Raw genomic sequence first — 17,873 nt, 5'->3', positions numbered from 1 at the left:
TCACATGTCACAGTCACTCACCGCACAGGCTCGCGCGCTCCCCATGGCGATCGTCACCTACCTCGAGCGCAGCGTCAGCGCCAAGCCAGCGTCCGCTCGCCAGACCTTCGTCGAAAACGCTGTCGTCGTCGATGACGGCAAGTCCTACACCGGCGAAGCGGCCATCGCTGCCTGGCTGGCCGGCAGCGCAGCGGAGTTTGAGTACACGACGACCCTGCTGCGCACCGAGACAGACGAGTCAGCGACGACCGTCGTCAACCGCATCGAGGGCAACTTTCCGGGCCGCAGCGTCGACCTGAGCTACCGCTTCGAACTCGAGCCCGAGACCGGCCTGATCCAGAACCTCACCATCTCTATCTAGGGCTTCTCCGCGCGGGACGCCCCGTTCCCAGCAGAGTGGATGGCGCGGCCGATTCCTGCAGACGCGCCCGGTTCCGACCGGCGTACGGCGCGGGTCGCGCTGCCATTTGCTGCGCAAGCGCCCCGCTGTTGCTTGGGCGGCTGGCAGGCCAGGCACGCGAGCCGGTCACCACAGCGCCTGCAACAAACGGCCACGCGATGCCCGGCCCGCCCCGCGAAGCTCAGCTGGCCGAGCCCGCCGCAACGCTGGCAGCGCGCCCGGCCGCGAAACCCTCCGCATACCCTTCGGCGCGGGCCTCCGCCGTGCCGAGGCGAAACATGTCGGTGTCGCTCTGCCGTTGCAGTGCCCGGGCCCCGACGGTGTCCAGGTCGCCGACCAGCCGGCCGAGCCCGCGCACCACGGCGACGGGATTGCCGCTGGTCTTGCCTTTGATCAGGTCGGCGGCACCGGCGATCTCGTCGGCGACGGCCGCGACGGTGACATCGAGGCGGCGACCGGAGGCATCCGCTGTGCCGCGAAGGTCATCGAGGACCGCCAGCCCGGCCGCGCCGATGGCGATGTCGGTCTGGCCCTCGCGCCACGGGCGTCCGGCGGTATCGGTCACCAGCACGCCGAGTCGCAGCCCGGTTCGCTCGCGCAGGGCCGAGCAGATGGCGCGCGCCGACCTGTCCGGATCGACCGGCAGCAGCAAGACCATCCCGTCGGGCGCGTTGCTCGTGTCGACGCCGGCCGCGGCCATCACCAGGCCCTGCCGGTTCTCGACGATGCGGGTGAGGCCGCCGGGGTGCGCCCGCGAGGCCACGACACGCACGGTCTCGTCGGTGATCGCCTGTTCCCGGTCGGCGGCCAGCACGGTGCGGCCCTCGGCTTTGGAGACGATTTTGCTGGTCACCGCGATAATATCGCCGTCGAGGAGGCGTGATTGCGCGGCCTCTGCGATCAGGGTGGCCAGGTCGTCGCCGGCCCTGATCTCGCTGAAACCACCGAGCGTGAATATGCTCAGCACGTTCTACCGAACGAGCTTCGGCAGAACGGATGCGCCGAACACGTCGATCCACTGCTTCTGATTGCGGCCGACGTTGTGCAGGTAGATGCGATCGAAGCCGAGGTCGACGAAGTTCTGGATGTACTTGCGGTGCTCGTCGGGGTCGGCCGAGATGATCATGCGGCCCTCGAAGTCCTCCGGGCGTACGAGCTTGGCCATCTGCTCGAACTCGAAGGGCGAACGGATATCGCCCTTCGGAAACTTCATGCCACCGTTCGGCCACTCGTGCAGCGCATTGGTCATGGCCTCTTCGTCGGTCTCGGCCCAGCTCATGTGCAACTGCAGCACCTTGGGCATGATCGAGGGGTCCTTGCCGGCCTCGCGGGCACCGTCGTCGAACTTGCCGAACAGCATCGAGATCTTCTCGAGCGGAGCGCCGACCGTGATGAGTCCGTCGGCCAGTCGGCCGGCGCGCTTGGCGGTGACCGGGCCGGCGGTGGCGACCAGAATTTCGGGCGCAACCTCGGGCATCGTCCACAGTCGGGTTGATTCAAGTTTGAAGAACTGCCCGGAATGCTTGACGTCCTTGCCGGCGATCGACCCGGCGAACAGCTTCGAGATGATCTCGATGGCCTCGAACATGCGGTTGATGCGCTCGGGGGCTTCGGGCCAGTAACCGCCAACGATATGCTCATTCAGGGCCTCGCCGGAGCCGAGGCCGAGCCAGTGCCGGCCGGGATACATCGACGCGAGCGTCGCGGAGGCCTGGGCGACCATGGCCGGGTGCCAGCGAAAGGTCGGGGCGGTCACGCCGGGCCCGAAGTCGCCCTTGGTGCGCTCGGCGATCGAGGCCAGAACGCTCCAAACGAAACTCGACTGGCCCTGCGCCGGAACCCACGGTTGAAAGTGATCCGCGGCCATGACGCCGGTGAACCCGTGCTCCTCGGCGTAGGCCGAGAGCGCGACAGCCTCAGCTGGCGCGAACTGCTCCAGCATGGCCGCATAGCCAATCTGCAACTCCGTCATTATGACCTTCCTGCACTTGGTGTTTTGTACCATTCAATCGCACTACGGGCTGAACGCTCACCCCTTATAGGCTGGAGGCATGCGCATTGCCACCTGGAACGTCAACTCCGTTCGTGCCCGCTCCGGGCGAATCGTCGACTGGATGGAACGGGAGGACATCGACGTTCTTGCCATGCAGGAGATCAAGTGCAAGCCCGAACAGTTTCCGTCGCAGGTGTTCGAGGACGCCGGCTACGACCTCGCTATTCATGGCCTGAGCCAGTGGAACGGTGTGGCGTTTGCCAGTCGTGAGCCGATGACGGATGTCGTCACCGCCTTCCCGTATATGCCCGGCTTCTTGAAGGGTGCGGTCGGGCCGGATCAGCCGCTCGAGGCGCGCGCCCTCGGCGTGACGGTGAATGATCTGCGATTGTGGAGCCTGTACGTGCCAAACGGGCGCGCACTCGGCGACCCGCACTACGCCTACAAGCTGGCCTGGCTGAAGGCTCTCGAGACCCACGCGGCCGAGGAACTTAGCCGGCGCCCCGCGCTCGCACTGGCCATGATGGGCGACTGGAACGTCGCCCCCCGCGACGAAGACATGGGCGACCCAAGCTTCGTGCCCGGTCAGTCGACGCACATCTCCCCCGAGGAACGGGCGGCATTCGACGCCTTCGAGCGGGCCGGACTGGCCGACGTCGTGCGACCGATCGTTCCGGAAGGATTCACCTTCTGGGACTACAAGCAGCTGCGGTTTCCGCGCAACGAGGGCATGCGCATCGACTTCATCCTCGGCTCGCCGGCGTTCGCCGATCTCGTGACGGATGCCAGCATCCACCGCAACGAGCGCAAGGGCGACGCCCCGAGCGACCACGTACCGGTGCTCGTCGACCTCGACCTGGGCGGCGATGACGACGACCGACCGATGATCTTCTAGATTCACATGTCATCCGTCCCCCCGCCCGCGTCAGCATCCGTGACCGTTTCCATCACGCGCACGGTCGACCCGGCACGGTTCACCGAGGCGAGCGAATGGGTGCAGTTCGGCATCAACCTCGCGCACAGATACCCCGGGTTTCTCGGGTCGGGCTGGGTACGCGGCAGCGAAGATTCCGCGACCTGGAACATGCTCTATCGTTTCTCCAACCCCGAGAGCCTCGAGGCCTGGGAGAACTCCGACGAGCGCACCGAATGGCTCGAAGCCGGTACCGACCTCGTACTCGACGCGCACGTCGAGAAACGCACCGGCATCGAGGGCTGGTTCGACACCCTGCAGCAGGCACCGCCGGGAACGCCAGCCCTGCTGCCGCCGCCGCGCTGGAAGCAGATGATCAGCATCTGGCTCGGCTTCTTTCCGGTCAACCTCGCCTTCACCCTGCTCGTGAGCTGGCTCGTGCCCGGCTGGGGTGACCTCGGCACAGCCCTGAAGGTGCTGCTGACCACCCTCGTGCTCACCCCGCTCATGGCTTACTTCGTGCTTCCGTGGGTGACCCGGATGCTGCGCCCCTGGTTGCAGAGACAGCCTCGCTGACCAACGCGAACGGCACCCGCCGCCGGCCGTGAGGCCGACGGCAGGTGCCGTTGTCGTGCGCGGTGCAGGCTGGTTAGGCGGAGACCTTTTCGGGAGCCTTGTACGTGGGGTGAGCCTGCTCAGCGGCAAGTTCGAACTCGGCCTCGATTTCGGCGTTCGGCTTGTACGTGGCGAGCGAGACGATGACGGCGACGATCAGGCTGGCGGCGAAGCCCGGCACGATCTCGTACATGATGTCGCCGAGCGGGGAGTTGCCCCAGACGAAGACGACGAGGGCACCGGTGACCATCGAGGCCAAGGTACCCCAGGTGGAAAGCTTCTTCCAGTACAGCGACAGGATGACGACCGGTCCGAAGGCGGCACCGAAACCGGCCCAGGCGAAGCCGACCAGGTCGAGAATGGTCGAGTTCTGCTGCAGCGCGATGAGTCCGGCGACAACGGCCACGACCAGAACGCCGAGGCGACCAAGCAGGACGAGGTGTTTCGGTGTCGCGTCCTTGCCGACGATCCGGTAGAGGTCCTCGACCAGCGCAGAGGAAGAAACGATCAGCTGCGAGGAGATGGTGCTCATGATGGCGGCGAGCACCGCGGCCAGCACGAGGCCGGCAATGAACGGGTGGAACAACGTCTGCGCGAGCAGCAGGAAGACCGTTTCCGGGTTCTCGAGCGACAGGTCCGGGTTCTGCTGGAAATACGCGATGCCGATGAGCGCGGTCGCGACAGCGCCGAGGGCGGTCGCGACCATCCAGCCGATACCGATGCGGCGTCCCGCCTTTGCGTCCTGCGGGGTGCGCATAGCCATGAAACGCACGATGATGTGCGGCTGACCGACGTAGCCGAGGCCCCAGGCGGTGGCGGAGATGACGCCAAGAACCGACCCTCCGGCCGTCAGGGAGAGCAGGTCGGGGTTGAACGCGCGGATGGAGTCGAGGGTGGCGGTGATTCCGCCGGTCGCATTGAGCGCGACGAGGGGAACAGCAATCAGTGCCACGAGCATGAGAATGCCCTGGGCGACGTCGGTGAGGGTGGCGCCGAGAAAACCGCCGAACAGCGTGTACAGCAGGGTGACGCCGCCGACGATCAGCATTCCGGTGAGGAAGGTGGAGCCGAAGGATTCTTCAAAGAAGACACCGCCGGCTACCATGCCGGAGGAGACATAGAAGGTGAAGAACACCAAAATGATCAGGCCGGAGACCACGCGCAGCAGGCGCGAGGTGTCTTTCAGCCGGTTCTCGAAAAAGCTCGGAATGGTGATCGAGTTCTTCGACACGAAGGTATAGGAGCGCAGCCGCGGGGCCACGTACTTCCAGTTCAGCCAGGCACCGATGGTGAGGCCGATGGCGATCCAGGCCTCCACGAGACCGGACACATAGATTGCGCCGGGGAGCCCCAGGAGGAGCCAGCCGGACATGTCCGAAGCGCCGGCGCTCAGGGCTGCTGTGCCCGGTTTGAGTCCGCGGCCGGCGAGCATATAGTCGTCAAGATCTTTGGTCTGGCGAAAGGCAAAGTAGCCGATGGCCACCATGCCGGCGAGATATAAAACGATTGCGATTAACTGAAATGTTTGATCCGTCAATGGGATTCCTTTGTTGGGATGCCCGACGTACTGGACGTGATTACCCGAGGTGCCGGGCAAGCTCAAAGTTCCAGTCTCGCAGAAATACGGGCTTGATACCATTTTTTGTCCCCCATTTGCCCCTCTGGCCGGGCCGCGCACTCTCGATTCACAACCATCTCTTCCCCTTTCCGGAGAAATTGGATACAGTATCCAAATGACCCGAACTGAGGACGAAACACCCGCTACGGGGCCGCTGGACGGCATCCGTGTGGCCGATTTTTCCCGCGTGCTCGCCGGGCCATTCGCCACGATGATGCTCGCCGATTTCGGTGCCGATGTCATCAAGATCGAGCATCCGCTCGGCGATGACACTCGCGCCTGGGTGCCGCCAATCGATGAGAACGGCATGGGCAGTTATTTCGCGAGCGTCAACCGCAACAAGCGCTCGGTCGTGTGCGACCTGCGCACGGACAGGGGCCTGGCCGAGGCGCGGGCACTCGCCCTCAGCGCCGACGTCGTGATCGAGAATTTTCGTCCAGGCGTGATGGAACAGTACGGCCTCGACTATGCGACCCTGAAGATCGAGAGCCCCGAACTCGTGTACTGCTCGATCACCGGATTCGGCCGCACCGGCGGTGCCGCGCTGCCCGGGTACGACCTGCTCGTGCAGGCGGTCGGCGGACTCATGAGCGTGACCGGCGCTCCCGATTCGGAACCGAGCAAGGTGGGCGTCGCCCTCGTCGACGTACTGACCGGGCAGAACGCGGTCGTGGGCATTCTTGCGGCGCTGCGTTCGCGCGACCAGACCGGCCGGGGCCAGCGGGTCGACGTGAACCTGCTCTCCTCCCTGCTTGCCGGGCTGGTCAACCAGGCTTCGAGCACACTCGCCACCGGTGTCGCGCCGAAACGGCTCGGCAACGCCCACCCGAGCATCGCACCCTACGAGACCTTCCGCACCCTCGACGACCCGATCGCGATCGCCGTCGGCACCGACAAGCAGTTCAGCAACCTGGTCGAGGTGCTCGGGCTGCCCGAACTCGCCGCCGACGCGCGGTTCGACCACAACGCGAACCGTCTCGCGCACCGCGCCGTGCTCAAGGCACTGCTCGAGGAAGCGCTCGAGACGCGCTCCGCTGCCGAATGGACGGCGCGGCTGTCGATCGCGCGGGTTCCCGCCGGCAAGGTGAATTCCATCGCCGAAGCCCTCGACCTGGCCGCCCTGCTCGGCCTGGCCCCGGTCGTGTCGGTGACGGATGCAGCTGGCTCTCGCCTCAGCCAGCAGATCGCCAACCCGATCAGCCTGTCCGCCACGCCCGCGCGCTACCTCCGCCCGCCGCCCCTGCTCGGGGAGCACGCCGGTGCGACCTTTCACCAGCCACAGCCATCCGCTTGACCGACCGAAAGACGACTCATGACCGCTAGAACTGCTATCGATACGAGTGCTGTCGAACTTACCGACACCGACCTGACCGACGCCGTCGACCTCGTCGGCATCGATTCCCTGCTGACCGAGGCCGAGATCGACCTGCGAAACGAGGTGCGAGCCTTCGTGAACACCACCATCAAGCCGAACATCGCCGAATGGTACGAGAAGGCGGTCTTTCCGCTCGAGATCGTTCCGCAGATGGCCAAGCTCGGCCTGCTCGGCATGCACCTGAAGGGATATGGCTGCCCCGGGCGCACCGCGGTCGAATACGGCCTCGCCGCACTCGAGCTGGAGGCCGGCGATTCCGGGCTGCGCACCTTCGTAAGCGTGCAGGGTTCGCTCGCCATGAGCGCTATTCACAAGCACGGCTCCGAGGAGCAGAAGAACGAGTGGCTGCCGCGCATGGCGGCCGGCGAGGTCATCGGATGCTTCGGGCTGACGGAGCCTTCTGCGGGTTCCGACCCGGCGAGCATGACGACCTCCGCTCGCCGTGACGGCGCCGACTGGGTGATCAACGGCACCAAGCGCTGGATCGGCCTCGCGACGGTCGCTCAGGTCGCGATCATCTGGGCCATGACGGATGACGGGATTCGCGGCTTCGTCGTGCCCACCAATACCGCCGGCTTTGTTGCCACGCTGATCGAGCCGAAGCTCTCGATGCGTGCCTCGATTCAGTGCGAGATCGAGCTGACCGAGGTGCGCCTGCCTGACTCGGCCATGCTGCCGAAGGCAAAGGGCTTGCGCGGACCGTTCGAGTGCCTCAATGAAGCCCGATACGGCATCGTCTGGGGCGTCATGGGCGCCGCCCGCGACAGCTACCTCACCGCGCTGGCCTTCTCCAAGGAGCGGATGCAGTTCGGCAAGCCGCTCGCCGGCTACCAGCTCACCCAGCAGAAGCTCGTGAACATGGCCCTCGAAATCAACAAGGGCACCCTGCTCGCGCTGCAGCTCGGCCGGCTCAAGGACGCCGGAACGCTCGCTCCGCACCAGATTTCGGTGGGCAAGCTCAACAACTGCCGCGAGGCGATCGCCATCTGCCGCGAAGCCCGTGCGATGCTCGGCGGCAACGGCATCACCCTCGACTATTCCCCCCTGCGCCACGCTAACAACCTCGAGAGCGTGCGCACCTACGAGGGCACCGACGAGGTACACACTCTCATTCTCGGCCAGCACATCACCGGAATCGCGGCGTTCCGCTGAGTTAGAGTCGAACGTGCCTTCTCACCTCGCAAATACCCGGCCGCCGACCGTTCCGGCGTTCGTTCTCGGCGAGCTGCGCCGACTGATCGCGGTCGGTGAGCTGGTTCCCGGTCAGCCCTTGCGCCAGGAGGACCTGGCCGAACGACTCGGCGTCAGCCGGGTTCCGGTGCGGGAGGCGCTCAACACGCTGGAATCCGAGGGACATGTCGTGCACGAGCCGCATCGCGGCTATCGGGTGACCGAGCTGTCCCTTGCCGATCTGCTCGAGGTGTACCGGCTGCGCCAGCTGCTCGAGGCCGAAGCCGTGCGCGCCACGATCGCGCTCGGCAACGCGCGGGTGCTCGTCGACCTGCGCGCGGCCGGTGCCCTGGTCGAACAGGCCAACGCGGCCGGCGATCTGCTCGCCATGAACGAGGCCAACCGACGATTTCACTTCGTGCTCGTGACGTCATCCGGATTGCCCCGGCTCGAGCGCATTCTGCGTGCGCTCTGGGATTCGACCGAGGCCTACCGCCGGCTGTACTACCAGGAAACGGGTAACCGGGCGCGGGTCGAGCACGAGCACGCGGGTATCGTCGACGCGTTCGCTGCGGGGGATGCCGAGCTGGTCATCCGCTTGCTCGATGAGCATCGTGGCCACGCGACAACCGCACTCGGTGCGCTGCTGGGGACCTAGCCCGCGCTGACCAGGCTGAAGGCCAGATCGCCGATCCCGTCGATGCCCGCGGTGATCTCGTTGCCGGGCTCGATGCGACCGACGCCGGCGGGGGTTCCGGTGAAAATGAGGTCACCGGGCCGCAGGGTAACGAAGCGGGACAAGGCGGCGATCACGCCCTGCACGGGCCAGATCTGGTCGACGAGGTCGCCGTCCTGGCGCCTCTCACCGTCGACGTCGAGCCAGATTCGCGCGGCGGAGGGGTGACCGACCGCACTAGCCGAAACGATCGGAGTGCAGGGCCCCGAGAAGTCGAAACCCTTGGAGAGATCCCAGGGGCGGCGCAGGACCTTGGCGGCGTCCTGAAGGTCACGCCGAGTGAGGTCGACGCCGGCGCCGTAACCGAAAACGTGGGTGAGGGCATCCGCTGGCGCAATGTCGGCGCCGCCGACACCGATCGCGACCACGAGTTCCATCTCGTAGTGCAGGTTGTCGGTCTCGGGCGGGTAGGGAACCGTGTGCGGGGCCACTCCGCGTGCAGGAACACCCTCATCGACGGCGAATACGGCGTCGGCCGGTTTGGCGAAGAAGAACGGCGGCTCCCGGTCGGGGTCATTGCCCAGCTCGCGGGCGTGTTCGGCGTAATTGCGGCCCACGCAGTACACCCGGTTCAGGAAAAAGCGCGCGGTTGAGTCGACAATCGGTAGATTGGCCGGCTCAGGTGCGGTGAAGGGGCTGGAAGCAGACACGTGGTCCTTTCAAGAGTCAGGCGAGCAGCGCCGCGATCACGAGCAGGGCGGGCATCGACAGGATCGTGGTGAGCAAAACGGTGTCGCGGGTGACGACGATCGCTCGGTCGTAGCGCGAAGCGAAGTTGAAGATGTTCTGCGCGGTCGGCAATGCCGACACCGCGACCACGGCGAACAACTCAGCATTATCGAGGTCGAACACGAAATGCCCGAACAAATACGCGATGATCGGCATCAACACGACCTTGATCAGGGTGGCCGCGACGACCTGTTTACGCCCGGTTCCGGCCTTGAGCAGGCGCTGCCCGTGCAGGGACATGCCGAATGACAGCAGCACCAGGGGGATCGCTGCGCCTCCGATCAGTTCGAACGGTGCGAGCACCGGATCCGGCAGGGTGATGCCGAAGGTCGCCACGAGCACACCGGCGAGCGAGGCGAGAATCATCGGGTTGCGTAGCGGCTGGGTCAGAATCGACACGAAGGAGGCCCGACCCCGGGTAGCGACGTCGAGGACCGCCAGGATGGTCGGTGCGAGGATCACCAGCTGCAGCAGCAACACCGGTGCCACGTACTGGGCACTGCCGAGCACGTAGATGGCCACCGGCAGCCCGATATTGTTCGCGTTCACGTAGGTTGCGCTCGACGCGCCGAGCACCGTCTCGGCCAGTGGCGTGCGAAAGAACAGCCGGGCCAGGGCGATATAGAGGAGTACACCGACCGCGATGGCGCAGACGATGGCGACCAGAAACTCGGAGAACAACACCGAGACGTCCGCGTGGGACAGCACGGTGAACAGCAGCGCGGGAGTGGCGACGAAGAAGGCCATGCGGTTGAGTACCCGGCCGGCGCCGGCCCCGACGATGCCGAATCGCTCTACGAAGTACCCGATCAGGATCACAAATCCGATAATCGAGAAACCGATCAAAACACCGCCCATTCCGTCGAGCCTACGGGTTCGCCCGGCCGGTTGCCTGCGCGGCTCTATCGGGCTGGCGCACCGCGTTGCTACGCTCGACGCATGCCCCGACTCGACGTTCCTGGCGCTTCCCTGTATTACGAGACTCAGGGAGACCCCGACTCGCCAGCCCTGCTGCTGATCCACGCGGGTATCGCGACCCTGCGCATGTGGGATCCGCAGGTCGCCGCCCTCGCAGCACACCACTACGTCATTCGCTTCGACACCCGTGGGTTCGGCCAGACCACGACCGAGAATGTCGAATTCTCCAACCGAGCGGATGCCACGGCGCTGCTCGATCATCTCGGCGTCGCTCGCGCCACCCTCATTGGGTGCTCGCGCGGCGGCACGATCGCGATCGACCTGGCCGTGGCCAGCCCCGAGCGGGTCGCCGGCCTGGTCACGATCGGATCCGGGCCGAGCGGGTTTCCCGATGTCGAGCTGACCGAGAAAGAGGACGCCCTGTTCGACAAGCTGGATGCGGCATTCACGGCGCGTCAGTGGCCGCGGCTGGCCCGGCTCGAGGTCACGCTCTGGGCGGTCGGACCGACCCGCAAGGCGGCCGATGTCGACCCGGCCTTTCTGGCCCTCGCGCAGGAGCTCAATCTGCGCAACGTCATCCACGCCACGGAAACTCCGCTCTCCCTGCCGCTCGAACCGCCCGCACTCGACCGGGTCAGCGACATCGACATTCCGGCGCTCATCACCGTCGGTGAACTCGACGTCACGAGCGCGCTGGCCCACTATGAGTTCCTCTTGGAGATGCTGCCGCAGGCGAGCGGATGCACCTTCCGCGGCACGGCACATTTACCGAGCGTGGAGCATCCGCTCGAGTTTCAGCGGGTGCTCGTGAGCTGGCTGGCGACCAACAGTCTCTGATCGGGCACCCGCATCCTCCCCCGGCAGAAGTTCTCCACATGCCTGTGCTCGGCCGGCCCCATTTTTCTCCGCCCGATAGCCTGTGCGGAGAGTGACCGACCGCGGGGAGATCGATGTCAGAGCACGAGCCAGTCCATACCGGGGAGTTCTATCTGCGCCATGTGGGTCGAATAATCTGGCCGCGCCACATCGCAGACCTCACCGACACGACGCTCTGCCCGGCCTGCCACGCCCCGCTCAAGTTGCCGGTGTGCTCGGCCTGCCGGCTCGACCTGCGGCATGCGACCGCAACCGAATTGCTGGCGAGCTCAGCGGATGCCGCGGCAGCCCTGGAAAAGCGCGCCGAGCTGATCGGGCGCATCCGCTACGAGACGGGGTTGAGCTCGGCTCCCGTGCGCGCGGCCGGCACCACCGTGGCCAGCGCCGGTACCACCACCACGACGATGCCAGCACCGGCCCAGCAGACGGTGGCCATTCCCGTTGCGCCGCGCGCCCCGCTTCCCGTGGCGCCGCCGGTTTTCGACCCGACAGCCAGCACCCGGATTCCGCGGGCTGCCGTGCCCCCGCAGCCACCCTCGACGCCCGCACTGCCCGTGGCCGGGGCCGCACCAGCTCTGCCCGCGAAGCCCCAACGTTCCAGCGTGCAGGTCGTGCTGCTCTCCATTGGCGTGCTGTTGGTCTCGGTTGCCGCGATCTTCTTCCTAACCGTCGCGTGGATCGTCGCCGGACTGGGGTTTCGCTCGGTTGTCGTCGCGGTGCTGACCGTGGCGGCGCTCGTGGTCGCGGCGCGGATGCGTCGCTCGCGGCTTACGTCCACCGCAGAGGGCATCGGCAGCTTTGCCGTCGTGCTCGTGCTGCTCGATGTCTGGGGCATGCGGCAGAACAACCTGTTCGGCCTCGCTGCCGGCGATGGCGCCCTCTATTGGGGCGTGGCCCTGCTCGCCTGCGCAGCGCTCTTCCTCGGCTGGCACGCCCGCTCGGACCTGCGGGTGGGGAGCGTCGCCGGTTTCGCCGTCGCGGTTCCCGGCCTCGGGCTGTTTGCAGCGGGCATCTTTCAGAGCCAGGACACGCTCACCCGCGTTTTCTTCGGCTTTCTCGGTGCTGCCGTCGGCGCGCTGCTGCACCGTGTGACGCTTCCCCGGCCCTCAGCGGTCGTGCTCCGGCGGCCCGCGATCGATCGCTTTCCCGAGCGGATGCTGCTGCTCGTCCTCGGCGCGCTGGCCCTCGGCGCGTCGGCGATCGTTGCCGTGTTCGTCGACTTCGACAGCCTCGTCGCCCCGGTCTGGTGCCTCGGCGCGGTTGCGATCGTCGCCACGGCACACGCCGTGCTCGTGCTGCGCGCGCAGCAGACCGCACTGGTCGCTGCGGCTGCTGCAACCCGGCCGTCCGCCACGCCGGTCGCCGTGCCAGCCACTGCGCCAGCGGAGGAGCAGTCCCGCGTGGCCGCCGCCGTGAGCGCCCTGCTCGCCCAGTCTGCAGACGCGGGCGCGACGGTCGAGTCTGCCCGATTCATGACGGAGTATCGATTCTTCGCCTATCTTGCGGCGTCGCTGGCGGCGCTCTCCGCAGCCGGCATTGCGCCGGTTATCGCCGGTCGCCACGACAGCCTGGCCTTCACACTGACCATGCCCGTGCTGGTGGCTGTGGCCCTCGCCGTTGCCCTCGAATGGTTCAGCCGTCGCTTCGTCCCGCCCGCTGCTGCGCGCACTGCCGGCGCCGTGGCTGCGGGGTCGGCGGCGGTCGTCGCGGTCATTCCTCTGCTGGTCACGGTCTGGTACGCCGCTGTGCCCCTCGCTCTGGCAACGGAGAACGGAGTTCGAGGTCGCGAGGTCGTCACCGACCTCGCCACTGCCGACAACGGTTGGGCCTTGCTCGCCCTGGTCGGGATCGGCGCGGTCCTGCTGATCGGGTGGACCCTCGGGGGTCTGATCCACGCCCGTCGCCAGATCGTGACCGCCCTCACGCTGGCCGTCGTCGTTCTCGCGGTGCCCTTCGTGGAGTCGGTCGGGATCACCGTCGCGCTCTACCTGCTGCTGGGCACCGGGGCGCTCATCTGCTTGCTGCTCGCCCGTACGCCCGAGTTCGCACTCATCCCCGGCAACGGCAGCACGACGGGTCGGTTCTCCGTCGGATTTTTGGCCCCAGGCCTCGTCGGGCTCCTGATTTCCGGTGAAGCGTTCGGCTATCTCATCAGCTGGGCGCACCCGACAACCTGGTGGTTCGGCACTATCTCGCTCGTGCTCGCCCTCTGGTTCGCCCGCCTGCTGGTGAAGCGAACTGCGCCCAACGCCGTGCTCGACGGCAAGCTGCTGGCCCCCGAGTCACGCACACACGTTCGCGGAGCGCTGCTGGCCGCGGCCATTGTGGTCGCCCTGGTCGGTGTCGCGCACGTTCCCCTGGCCCTTGCGCCCGATCAGAACTGGTCGGACTCGATTAACCTGGCCAACGTCACGGCGGCCCTCGCCCTCGTCACAGCGCTGCTGCATCTGCTCCTTGCCGCCGCGGTGCTGCGACCAAGAGTGCTCCCACCCCTCGAGCGGCGCTGGGCCTTCTTCACCCTGCTGGTTCCGACCGTGGTCGTCTTCGCCCTGCCGATTCGATCCTGGTCGCTCGCCGCCGACGAATCGCTCCTGCAGCCCGAACCGTCCGGCTCGATCGTGCGTACGGGTCTGCTTGTGGCGTCCTGCGCCGTGTGGGTGTTGGTGCGCGCCAACCGCGGCGGCCTGCACACAGAACGGGGCATTGCCGCCGTCGCGTTGGCCCCGCTGCTGTTTCTGCTGGTGCGCGAGGTTTTGTTCGCAACGGATGCCGTCGCATCCGTTTTCACCCTGGCCCCACCGGCGGTCGCGCTCGTGGTCTGCTCGCTCGCGCTGTTTCGCAGCACCGATGCCAGCAGCGTGCGCGTCGACCGGTTCGCCCGGCGTGACCGGATCGCCCTCGAAATCGGCGCGGCGATCGTGCTCATCCCGGCCGCGTTCACGGCAGCGGTCACCTTTCGCTCGCTCGGCTGGCTCGTGATCGTGCTCGCCGGCATCGTGGCCCTCATCATGGCGATCGCCCCTGACGGGATCTTCGGTTCCCGCTCGAATCGACGTCACTTCGGCTGGCTCGCCATTGCGCTCGGCACCGCCGGCCTCTGGCTCGGCCTCGCCCGGGCCGGAACAGTGGCACTCGAACCCTATGTGCTGCCCGTCGCCGGCGTCGTGCTCATCACGGCTGTACTCATTCGTCGCTACGGCCGAATCGATCGCACGAGCGCAGCGAGCCCGGTGGCCGGACTGCTCACCCTGGCCGGACTGCTGATCGCCCTCGCGCCGCTCGCCCTCGCAGCACAGTCGGGGTCGCTGGTGCGCGCGGTCGTCGTCGCCCTCGTGGCAGTGACCCTGGCACTCGGTGCCGGGGCGGTGCAGTGGTCGCCACCGCGTTCGCACTATCTCGCCGCGGCTGGCCTGGCGGGTTCCGTCGCCCTCGTGATCACGGCCGTCGCGCAGACCCAACGGCTGCGCGGCGCGCCCGGCGCTCCCGACGCACGGCTCGAGTTCTGGCTGCTGATCCCTGCCGCTGTAGCCGTCGCGACCGCCTTCCTGCTGGCACGCCAAGCGGATGCCGCCTCCGCTCCGCTTCGTCGCGGCGCGAGTATCGCGCTCGTGCTGGTGTGGGCATCCGTTCTGACCTGGATCGAACTCGCCGTGGCCATCTCCCCCGCCGATGCCGGGCTATCGACACCACGCGCTCTGCTGCTCGTAGTCGCACTCTCGGCCGTGCACGTGCTGGCCCTCTGGCGCCCCCAAGCGCCGTTTGGGACGCTCACTGCCTGGGGCGTGCTCGCGTTGGCCGGCCTGGCCGCTTTCACGGCCGCGAGTTTCAGCGTGGTCGACCCCTTCGAGCTCGTAACCGTTCCGGTGGCCCTCGCACTGCTGGGCTCGGGGCGGCTCCGGCTGCAGAGCGACCCGCGGGCGCGCAGCTGGCCGTGGATCGGCCCCGGGCTGCTGCTGCTCCTGGTGCCGACATTGCTTCTGGACTTCACGTTCAACGAACTGTGGCGCATCGTCAGCCTCGGCATTGTGGCCATTATCGTGATCGTGATCGGCAGCACGCTTCGACTGCAGGCGCCGTTCGTGATCGGCGCGCTCGTGCTGATCATTCACGGTGTCGCCCAGCTCTGGCCATGGATCGCTCTCGCCTACAGCGTGATCCCCTGGTTCCTTTGGCTCGGCGGCGGCGGAATCGTGCTCATCGTGCTGGCTGCACGCTACGAGCAGCGCATCGCGAACTTCAAGTCGGTGGCCCTGCGCATCAGCGCGCTGCGGTAGCAGTAGCAGTAGCAGTAGCAGTAGCGTGCGGTGCGGTGCGGTGCGGTCGCGTGAGCAGGCCGTGGCTCGCGATCGGTCCGGTCTTGACGACGGGCGCGGAGTTCAGGGACCTTCACCTAGAAGGGGTGCGAGTCGGGGTCGGGGTTGTCGAAGGTGCACTCGGATTTCCATGGGTCGGGCACGGGCGGCGCTGGCGCGTTAGGCGGGGGTGATGTTGACGGGCTGGCTTGTTGGAGGTGGGGCTGATGCGGGTGGCGGGGTCGGTGGCGTAGTGCTTGCCGGCGGGGCTGGTCCAGTGCAGGGTGCCGTCGGGGGTGGCGGTGACTTTCCAGTCGCTGAGGTGTGAGCTGCCGCGGATATCTCGGACAGGTCGAGACCGGCCGGAATAGGCGGGCCGTCAAACAACTCCGGACGGTCAGTCGCCGGACTCACCGGTTCTAGGTTGACGAATTCCAAGCCGACGGGGTCGAGGTCATCGTACGGGGCGAATTGTCCGAGCCCCTCGGCAACTTCAACCCGCCAATCCGCTTGACACTGCGCCCAGAACACCTCGAACTCGGCGCGCTCCTCAGGCGTGGAAGGCCGGCAGCCGTGGGCGGCGAAGAACGGATCGGCGGGGCCCGGCTGGGGGTGTCGCCGCTCTGGCTCATAGAACAAGTGTACCAAGCTCAGCGCATGAAGTCGAGGGTTTCTCGAATCTACTGGGATTCCTGTGCGAAGACGCATTCGGACTGACAGGCGCCTCTTCGAGACCGTACCGCGGTGCTCGCTGGCGGTGTCGACAGGCTCGACCAACGACAATGGCCGGGTTTCGCAGGCAACCCGCGTTGACCAACGGGAATGACGGCTCTAGCGGAGCGCCTGTGGGCTCGCGAGGGCACAGAAAGGCTGGGGCCCCGGTCCGCAACGGGGTCAACTTCCTAATGGAAGAATGCCACCAATCGGAGTACGAGAACCCCAGCTGCAAAGAATAATACTCAGCTTCCAGCGCGACGCAAGCTCAATTCTCACTAAAATTTACGGGGTTAGAAGCGGCGGGAACCGAAACTCTCGAGCAGGCGCTCCTCGGCATCGTGGCCGGGCGCGATTCCGGCCGGAATGCGCAGGTAGAAGAAGAAGACGCCGCCGATGCGCAGCGGACGGTCCATCTTCGGTTCGCGGCGATGCAACACCACGAAGGCCGCGGCCACCAGGATGTAAGCGATCACGATGCTCGGAGCACCGGAATCAACCAGCCAGCCGAGCATCTGAGTGCCGAAGAACGGGGCCACAAACGACAGGTGCGTGATGGTGCGTGGTAGCGATGGCTTATGGGGCTGGAGTTCACCTCCGAAGGCCGCTACTGGCGGCCGACCCACCGGTCCATCGACCGATACACGCCAAAAACGCGACCGGCGACGGCATCCCACGCAGCTAACGGCAGCACCCCGCGCAGCACCTTCGACAGGTTCACCGTCCACGGCAGCAGCAACTGCGGCTTGCCGGCGAGCATCGCCCGCCAGACCCGATCGACCACATATTCCGGGGTCATCAACGGGGTGAGCAGTGGCCCGCGGGCACCCTCGAACATGCCCGTGTCGATGTAACTCGGGCACACCGTGGTCACCTTGACGTGGCCGTACCCCTGCTGCACCAGTTCGAGCCGCAACGAGTCGCTCCAGCCGATGAGAGCCGCCTTCGAGGCGGCATAAACGCTCATGCGCGGGTTGCTGAGCGTGCCGGCGGCCGACGCGATGTTCACGATGCGCGACTCGCGGTATCCGCTCGCGATCATGGCCGGCAGAAACTCCCGGGCGATGTACATGGGGGCGAGCGCATTGATCTGCATGGTCGGGCGGGTGTCTGCACCGTTGTCGTGCTCCCAGAAATACTTGCCGCGAATGATTCCAGCGTTGTTGATGACCACGTCGGGGTCACCGATCTCAGTGCGCACCCGCTGCGCGGTCTGCGCGATGGCGCCGAGGTCGGCAATATCGACGATGTACGGTGCAATCTGGGTGCGCCCCTTGGACCGGTCGGTGAGGCGGGCGGCCGTCGCGGCGAGCGCCGCACCGTCACGGTCCCACAGGATCACGCTCTTCGCCCCCTCGGCGACGCAGCGTTCGGCATACAGGCGGCCCATTCCCATGGCGGCTCCGGTAATCAGCACGCGGGCTCCGGCGACGGTTTGACTCATACCCCCATCATGCCGCCTGCGCGCGCCGCCCGGGACTACGCTCGACTCAGCGCACGAGCGCGCACATGACAGCCGCGGGG

At 66.7% G+C, this 17,873-nt stretch carries 15 protein-coding genes; 8 read left to right on the top strand and 7 right to left on the bottom strand.

The annotated features are described in order from the left end of the window. The first annotated feature begins 4 nt into the window (after positions 1-4). Entirely contained in the window at positions 5-361 is a 357-nt protein-coding gene (locus E3O06_RS05985) for a nuclear transport factor 2 family protein (RefSeq protein ID WP_134502055.1), read from the top strand. Between the two features lie 220 nt (positions 362-581). Here the strand turns inward: E3O06_RS05985 and cofE are convergent, their stop codons facing one another. Both cofE and E3O06_RS05975 read right to left on the bottom strand, forming a co-directional pair. Then, the gene (cofE, locus tag E3O06_RS05980) at positions 582-1,364 is read right to left on the bottom strand and encodes a coenzyme F420-0:L-glutamate ligase (protein WP_134502177.1); all 783 of its coding nucleotides are present in this window, start codon (positions 1,362-1,364) and stop codon (positions 582-584) included. Positions 1,365-1,370: 6 nt separating this feature from the next. Further along, complete coding sequence (locus E3O06_RS05975; protein ID WP_134502054.1) at positions 1,371-2,372, bottom strand: TIGR03557 family F420-dependent LLM class oxidoreductase; 1,002 nt, start codon at positions 2,370-2,372, stop codon at positions 1,371-1,373. A gap of 79 nt (positions 2,373-2,451) precedes the next feature. Between E3O06_RS05975 and E3O06_RS05970 the strand changes: the two genes are divergently transcribed. Further along, complete coding sequence (locus E3O06_RS05970) at positions 2,452-3,288, top strand: exodeoxyribonuclease III (RefSeq protein ID WP_134502053.1); 837 nt, start codon at positions 2,452-2,454, stop codon at positions 3,286-3,288. A gap of 6 nt (positions 3,289-3,294) precedes the next feature. Beyond that, positions 3,295-3,882, top strand: a complete 588-nt coding sequence (locus E3O06_RS05965) for an antibiotic biosynthesis monooxygenase (RefSeq protein ID WP_134502052.1) — start codon at positions 3,295-3,297, stop codon at positions 3,880-3,882. A gap of 73 nt (positions 3,883-3,955) precedes the next feature. On the opposite strand, the gene putP is transcribed toward E3O06_RS05965, so the two are convergent. After that, positions 3,956-5,458 carry a sodium/proline symporter PutP gene (gene putP / locus E3O06_RS05960; protein ID WP_134502051.1) on the bottom strand — a complete coding sequence of 501 codons (1,503 nt, stop codon included), beginning with the start codon at positions 5,456-5,458 and terminating at the stop codon, positions 3,956-3,958. A gap of 196 nt (positions 5,459-5,654) precedes the next feature. Between putP and E3O06_RS05955 the strand changes: the two genes are divergently transcribed. Genes E3O06_RS05955 through E3O06_RS05945 form a run of 3 tightly spaced genes read left to right on the top strand, consistent with a single transcriptional unit; the run spans position 5,655 to position 8,742 of the window. Beyond that, positions 5,655-6,833 carry a CaiB/BaiF CoA transferase family protein gene (locus tag E3O06_RS05955; RefSeq protein WP_134502050.1) on the top strand — a complete coding sequence of 393 codons (1,179 nt, stop codon included), beginning with the start codon at positions 5,655-5,657 and terminating at the stop codon, positions 6,831-6,833. 18 nt (positions 6,834-6,851) lie between these two features. Then, positions 6,852-8,066, top strand: coding sequence for an acyl-CoA dehydrogenase family protein (locus E3O06_RS05950; protein WP_134502049.1), 1,215 nt, complete (start codon positions 6,852-6,854; stop codon positions 8,064-8,066). A gap of 13 nt (positions 8,067-8,079) precedes the next feature. Next, positions 8,080-8,742 carry a GntR family transcriptional regulator gene (locus E3O06_RS05945; RefSeq protein ID WP_134502048.1) on the top strand — a complete coding sequence of 221 codons (663 nt, stop codon included), beginning with the start codon at positions 8,080-8,082 and terminating at the stop codon, positions 8,740-8,742. Here E3O06_RS05945 and E3O06_RS05940 read toward each other — a convergent pair. Further along, complete coding sequence (locus tag E3O06_RS05940; protein WP_241979899.1) at positions 8,739-9,377, bottom strand: fumarylacetoacetate hydrolase family protein; 639 nt, start codon at positions 9,375-9,377, stop codon at positions 8,739-8,741. The two genes, E3O06_RS05945 and E3O06_RS05940, sit on opposite strands and share 4 nt — an antisense overlap. A gap of 109 nt (positions 9,378-9,486) precedes the next feature. Then, positions 9,487-10,407, bottom strand: a complete 921-nt coding sequence (locus tag E3O06_RS05935; protein ID WP_134502046.1) for an AEC family transporter — start codon at positions 10,405-10,407, stop codon at positions 9,487-9,489. A gap of 81 nt (positions 10,408-10,488) precedes the next feature. On the opposite strand from E3O06_RS05935, the gene E3O06_RS05930 reads away from it, so the two are divergent. Together E3O06_RS05930 and E3O06_RS05925 are read left to right on the top strand one after the other, a co-directional pair. After that, entirely contained in the window at positions 10,489-11,304 is an 816-nt protein-coding gene (locus E3O06_RS05930; RefSeq protein WP_134502045.1) for an alpha/beta fold hydrolase, read from the top strand. Positions 11,305-11,417: 113 nt separating this feature from the next. Beyond that, the gene (locus tag E3O06_RS05925) at positions 11,418-15,617 is read left to right on the top strand and encodes an SCO7613 C-terminal domain-containing membrane protein (protein ID WP_134502044.1); all 4,200 of its coding nucleotides are present in this window, start codon (positions 11,418-11,420) and stop codon (positions 15,615-15,617) included. A 1,025-nt stretch (positions 15,618-16,642) separates the two neighbouring features. On the opposite strand, the gene E3O06_RS05920 is transcribed toward E3O06_RS05925, so the two are convergent. Together E3O06_RS05920 and E3O06_RS05915 are read right to left on the bottom strand one after the other, a co-directional pair. Beyond that, positions 16,643-16,888 (bottom strand): hypothetical protein, encoded by a 246-nt coding sequence (locus E3O06_RS05920; RefSeq protein WP_338144814.1) that lies wholly within the window; start codon positions 16,886-16,888, stop codon positions 16,643-16,645. Between the two features lie 68 nt (positions 16,889-16,956). After that, positions 16,957-17,793 carry an SDR family NAD(P)-dependent oxidoreductase gene (locus E3O06_RS05915; RefSeq protein ID WP_134502043.1) on the bottom strand — a complete coding sequence of 279 codons (837 nt, stop codon included), beginning with the start codon at positions 17,791-17,793 and terminating at the stop codon, positions 16,957-16,959. Positions 17,794-17,873: the final 80 nt, after the last annotated feature.

This window comes from Cryobacterium glaciale, assembly GCF_004402535.1.
Lineage (GTDB): Bacteria > Actinomycetota > Actinomycetes > Actinomycetales > Microbacteriaceae > Cryobacterium > Cryobacterium glaciale.
This window is presented reverse-complemented; position numbering and strand designations above follow the sequence as displayed.

Bases quoted from the DNA above. Each gene is read 5' to 3' on its own strand.
- E3O06_RS05950 (WP_134502049.1), top strand. From the start codon at position 6,852: ATGACCGCTAGAACTGCTATCGATACGAGTGCTGTCGAACTTACCGAC.
- E3O06_RS05935 (WP_134502046.1), bottom strand. From the start codon at position 10,407: ATGGGCGGTGTTTTGATCGGTTTCTCGATTATCGGATTTGTGATCCTG.
- E3O06_RS05930 (WP_134502045.1), top strand. From the start codon at position 10,489: ATGCCCCGACTCGACGTTCCTGGCGCTTCCCTGTATTACGAGACTCAG.
- E3O06_RS05955 (WP_134502050.1), top strand. From the start codon at position 5,655: ATGACCCGAACTGAGGACGAAACACCCGCTACGGGGCCGCTGGACGGC.
- E3O06_RS05970 (WP_134502053.1), top strand. From the start codon at position 2,452: ATGCGCATTGCCACCTGGAACGTCAACTCCGTTCGTGCCCGCTCCGGG.
- E3O06_RS05975 (WP_134502054.1), bottom strand. From the start codon at position 2,372: ATGACGGAGTTGCAGATTGGCTATGCGGCCATGCTGGAGCAGTTCGCG.
- E3O06_RS05925 (WP_134502044.1), top strand. From the start codon at position 11,418: ATGTCAGAGCACGAGCCAGTCCATACCGGGGAGTTCTATCTGCGCCAT.
- E3O06_RS05915 (WP_134502043.1), bottom strand. From the start codon at position 17,793: ATGAGTCAAACCGTCGCCGGAGCCCGCGTGCTGATTACCGGAGCCGCC.
- E3O06_RS05965 (WP_134502052.1), top strand. From the start codon at position 3,295: ATGTCATCCGTCCCCCCGCCCGCGTCAGCATCCGTGACCGTTTCCATC.
- E3O06_RS05985 (WP_134502055.1), top strand. From the start codon at position 5: ATGTCACAGTCACTCACCGCACAGGCTCGCGCGCTCCCCATGGCGATC.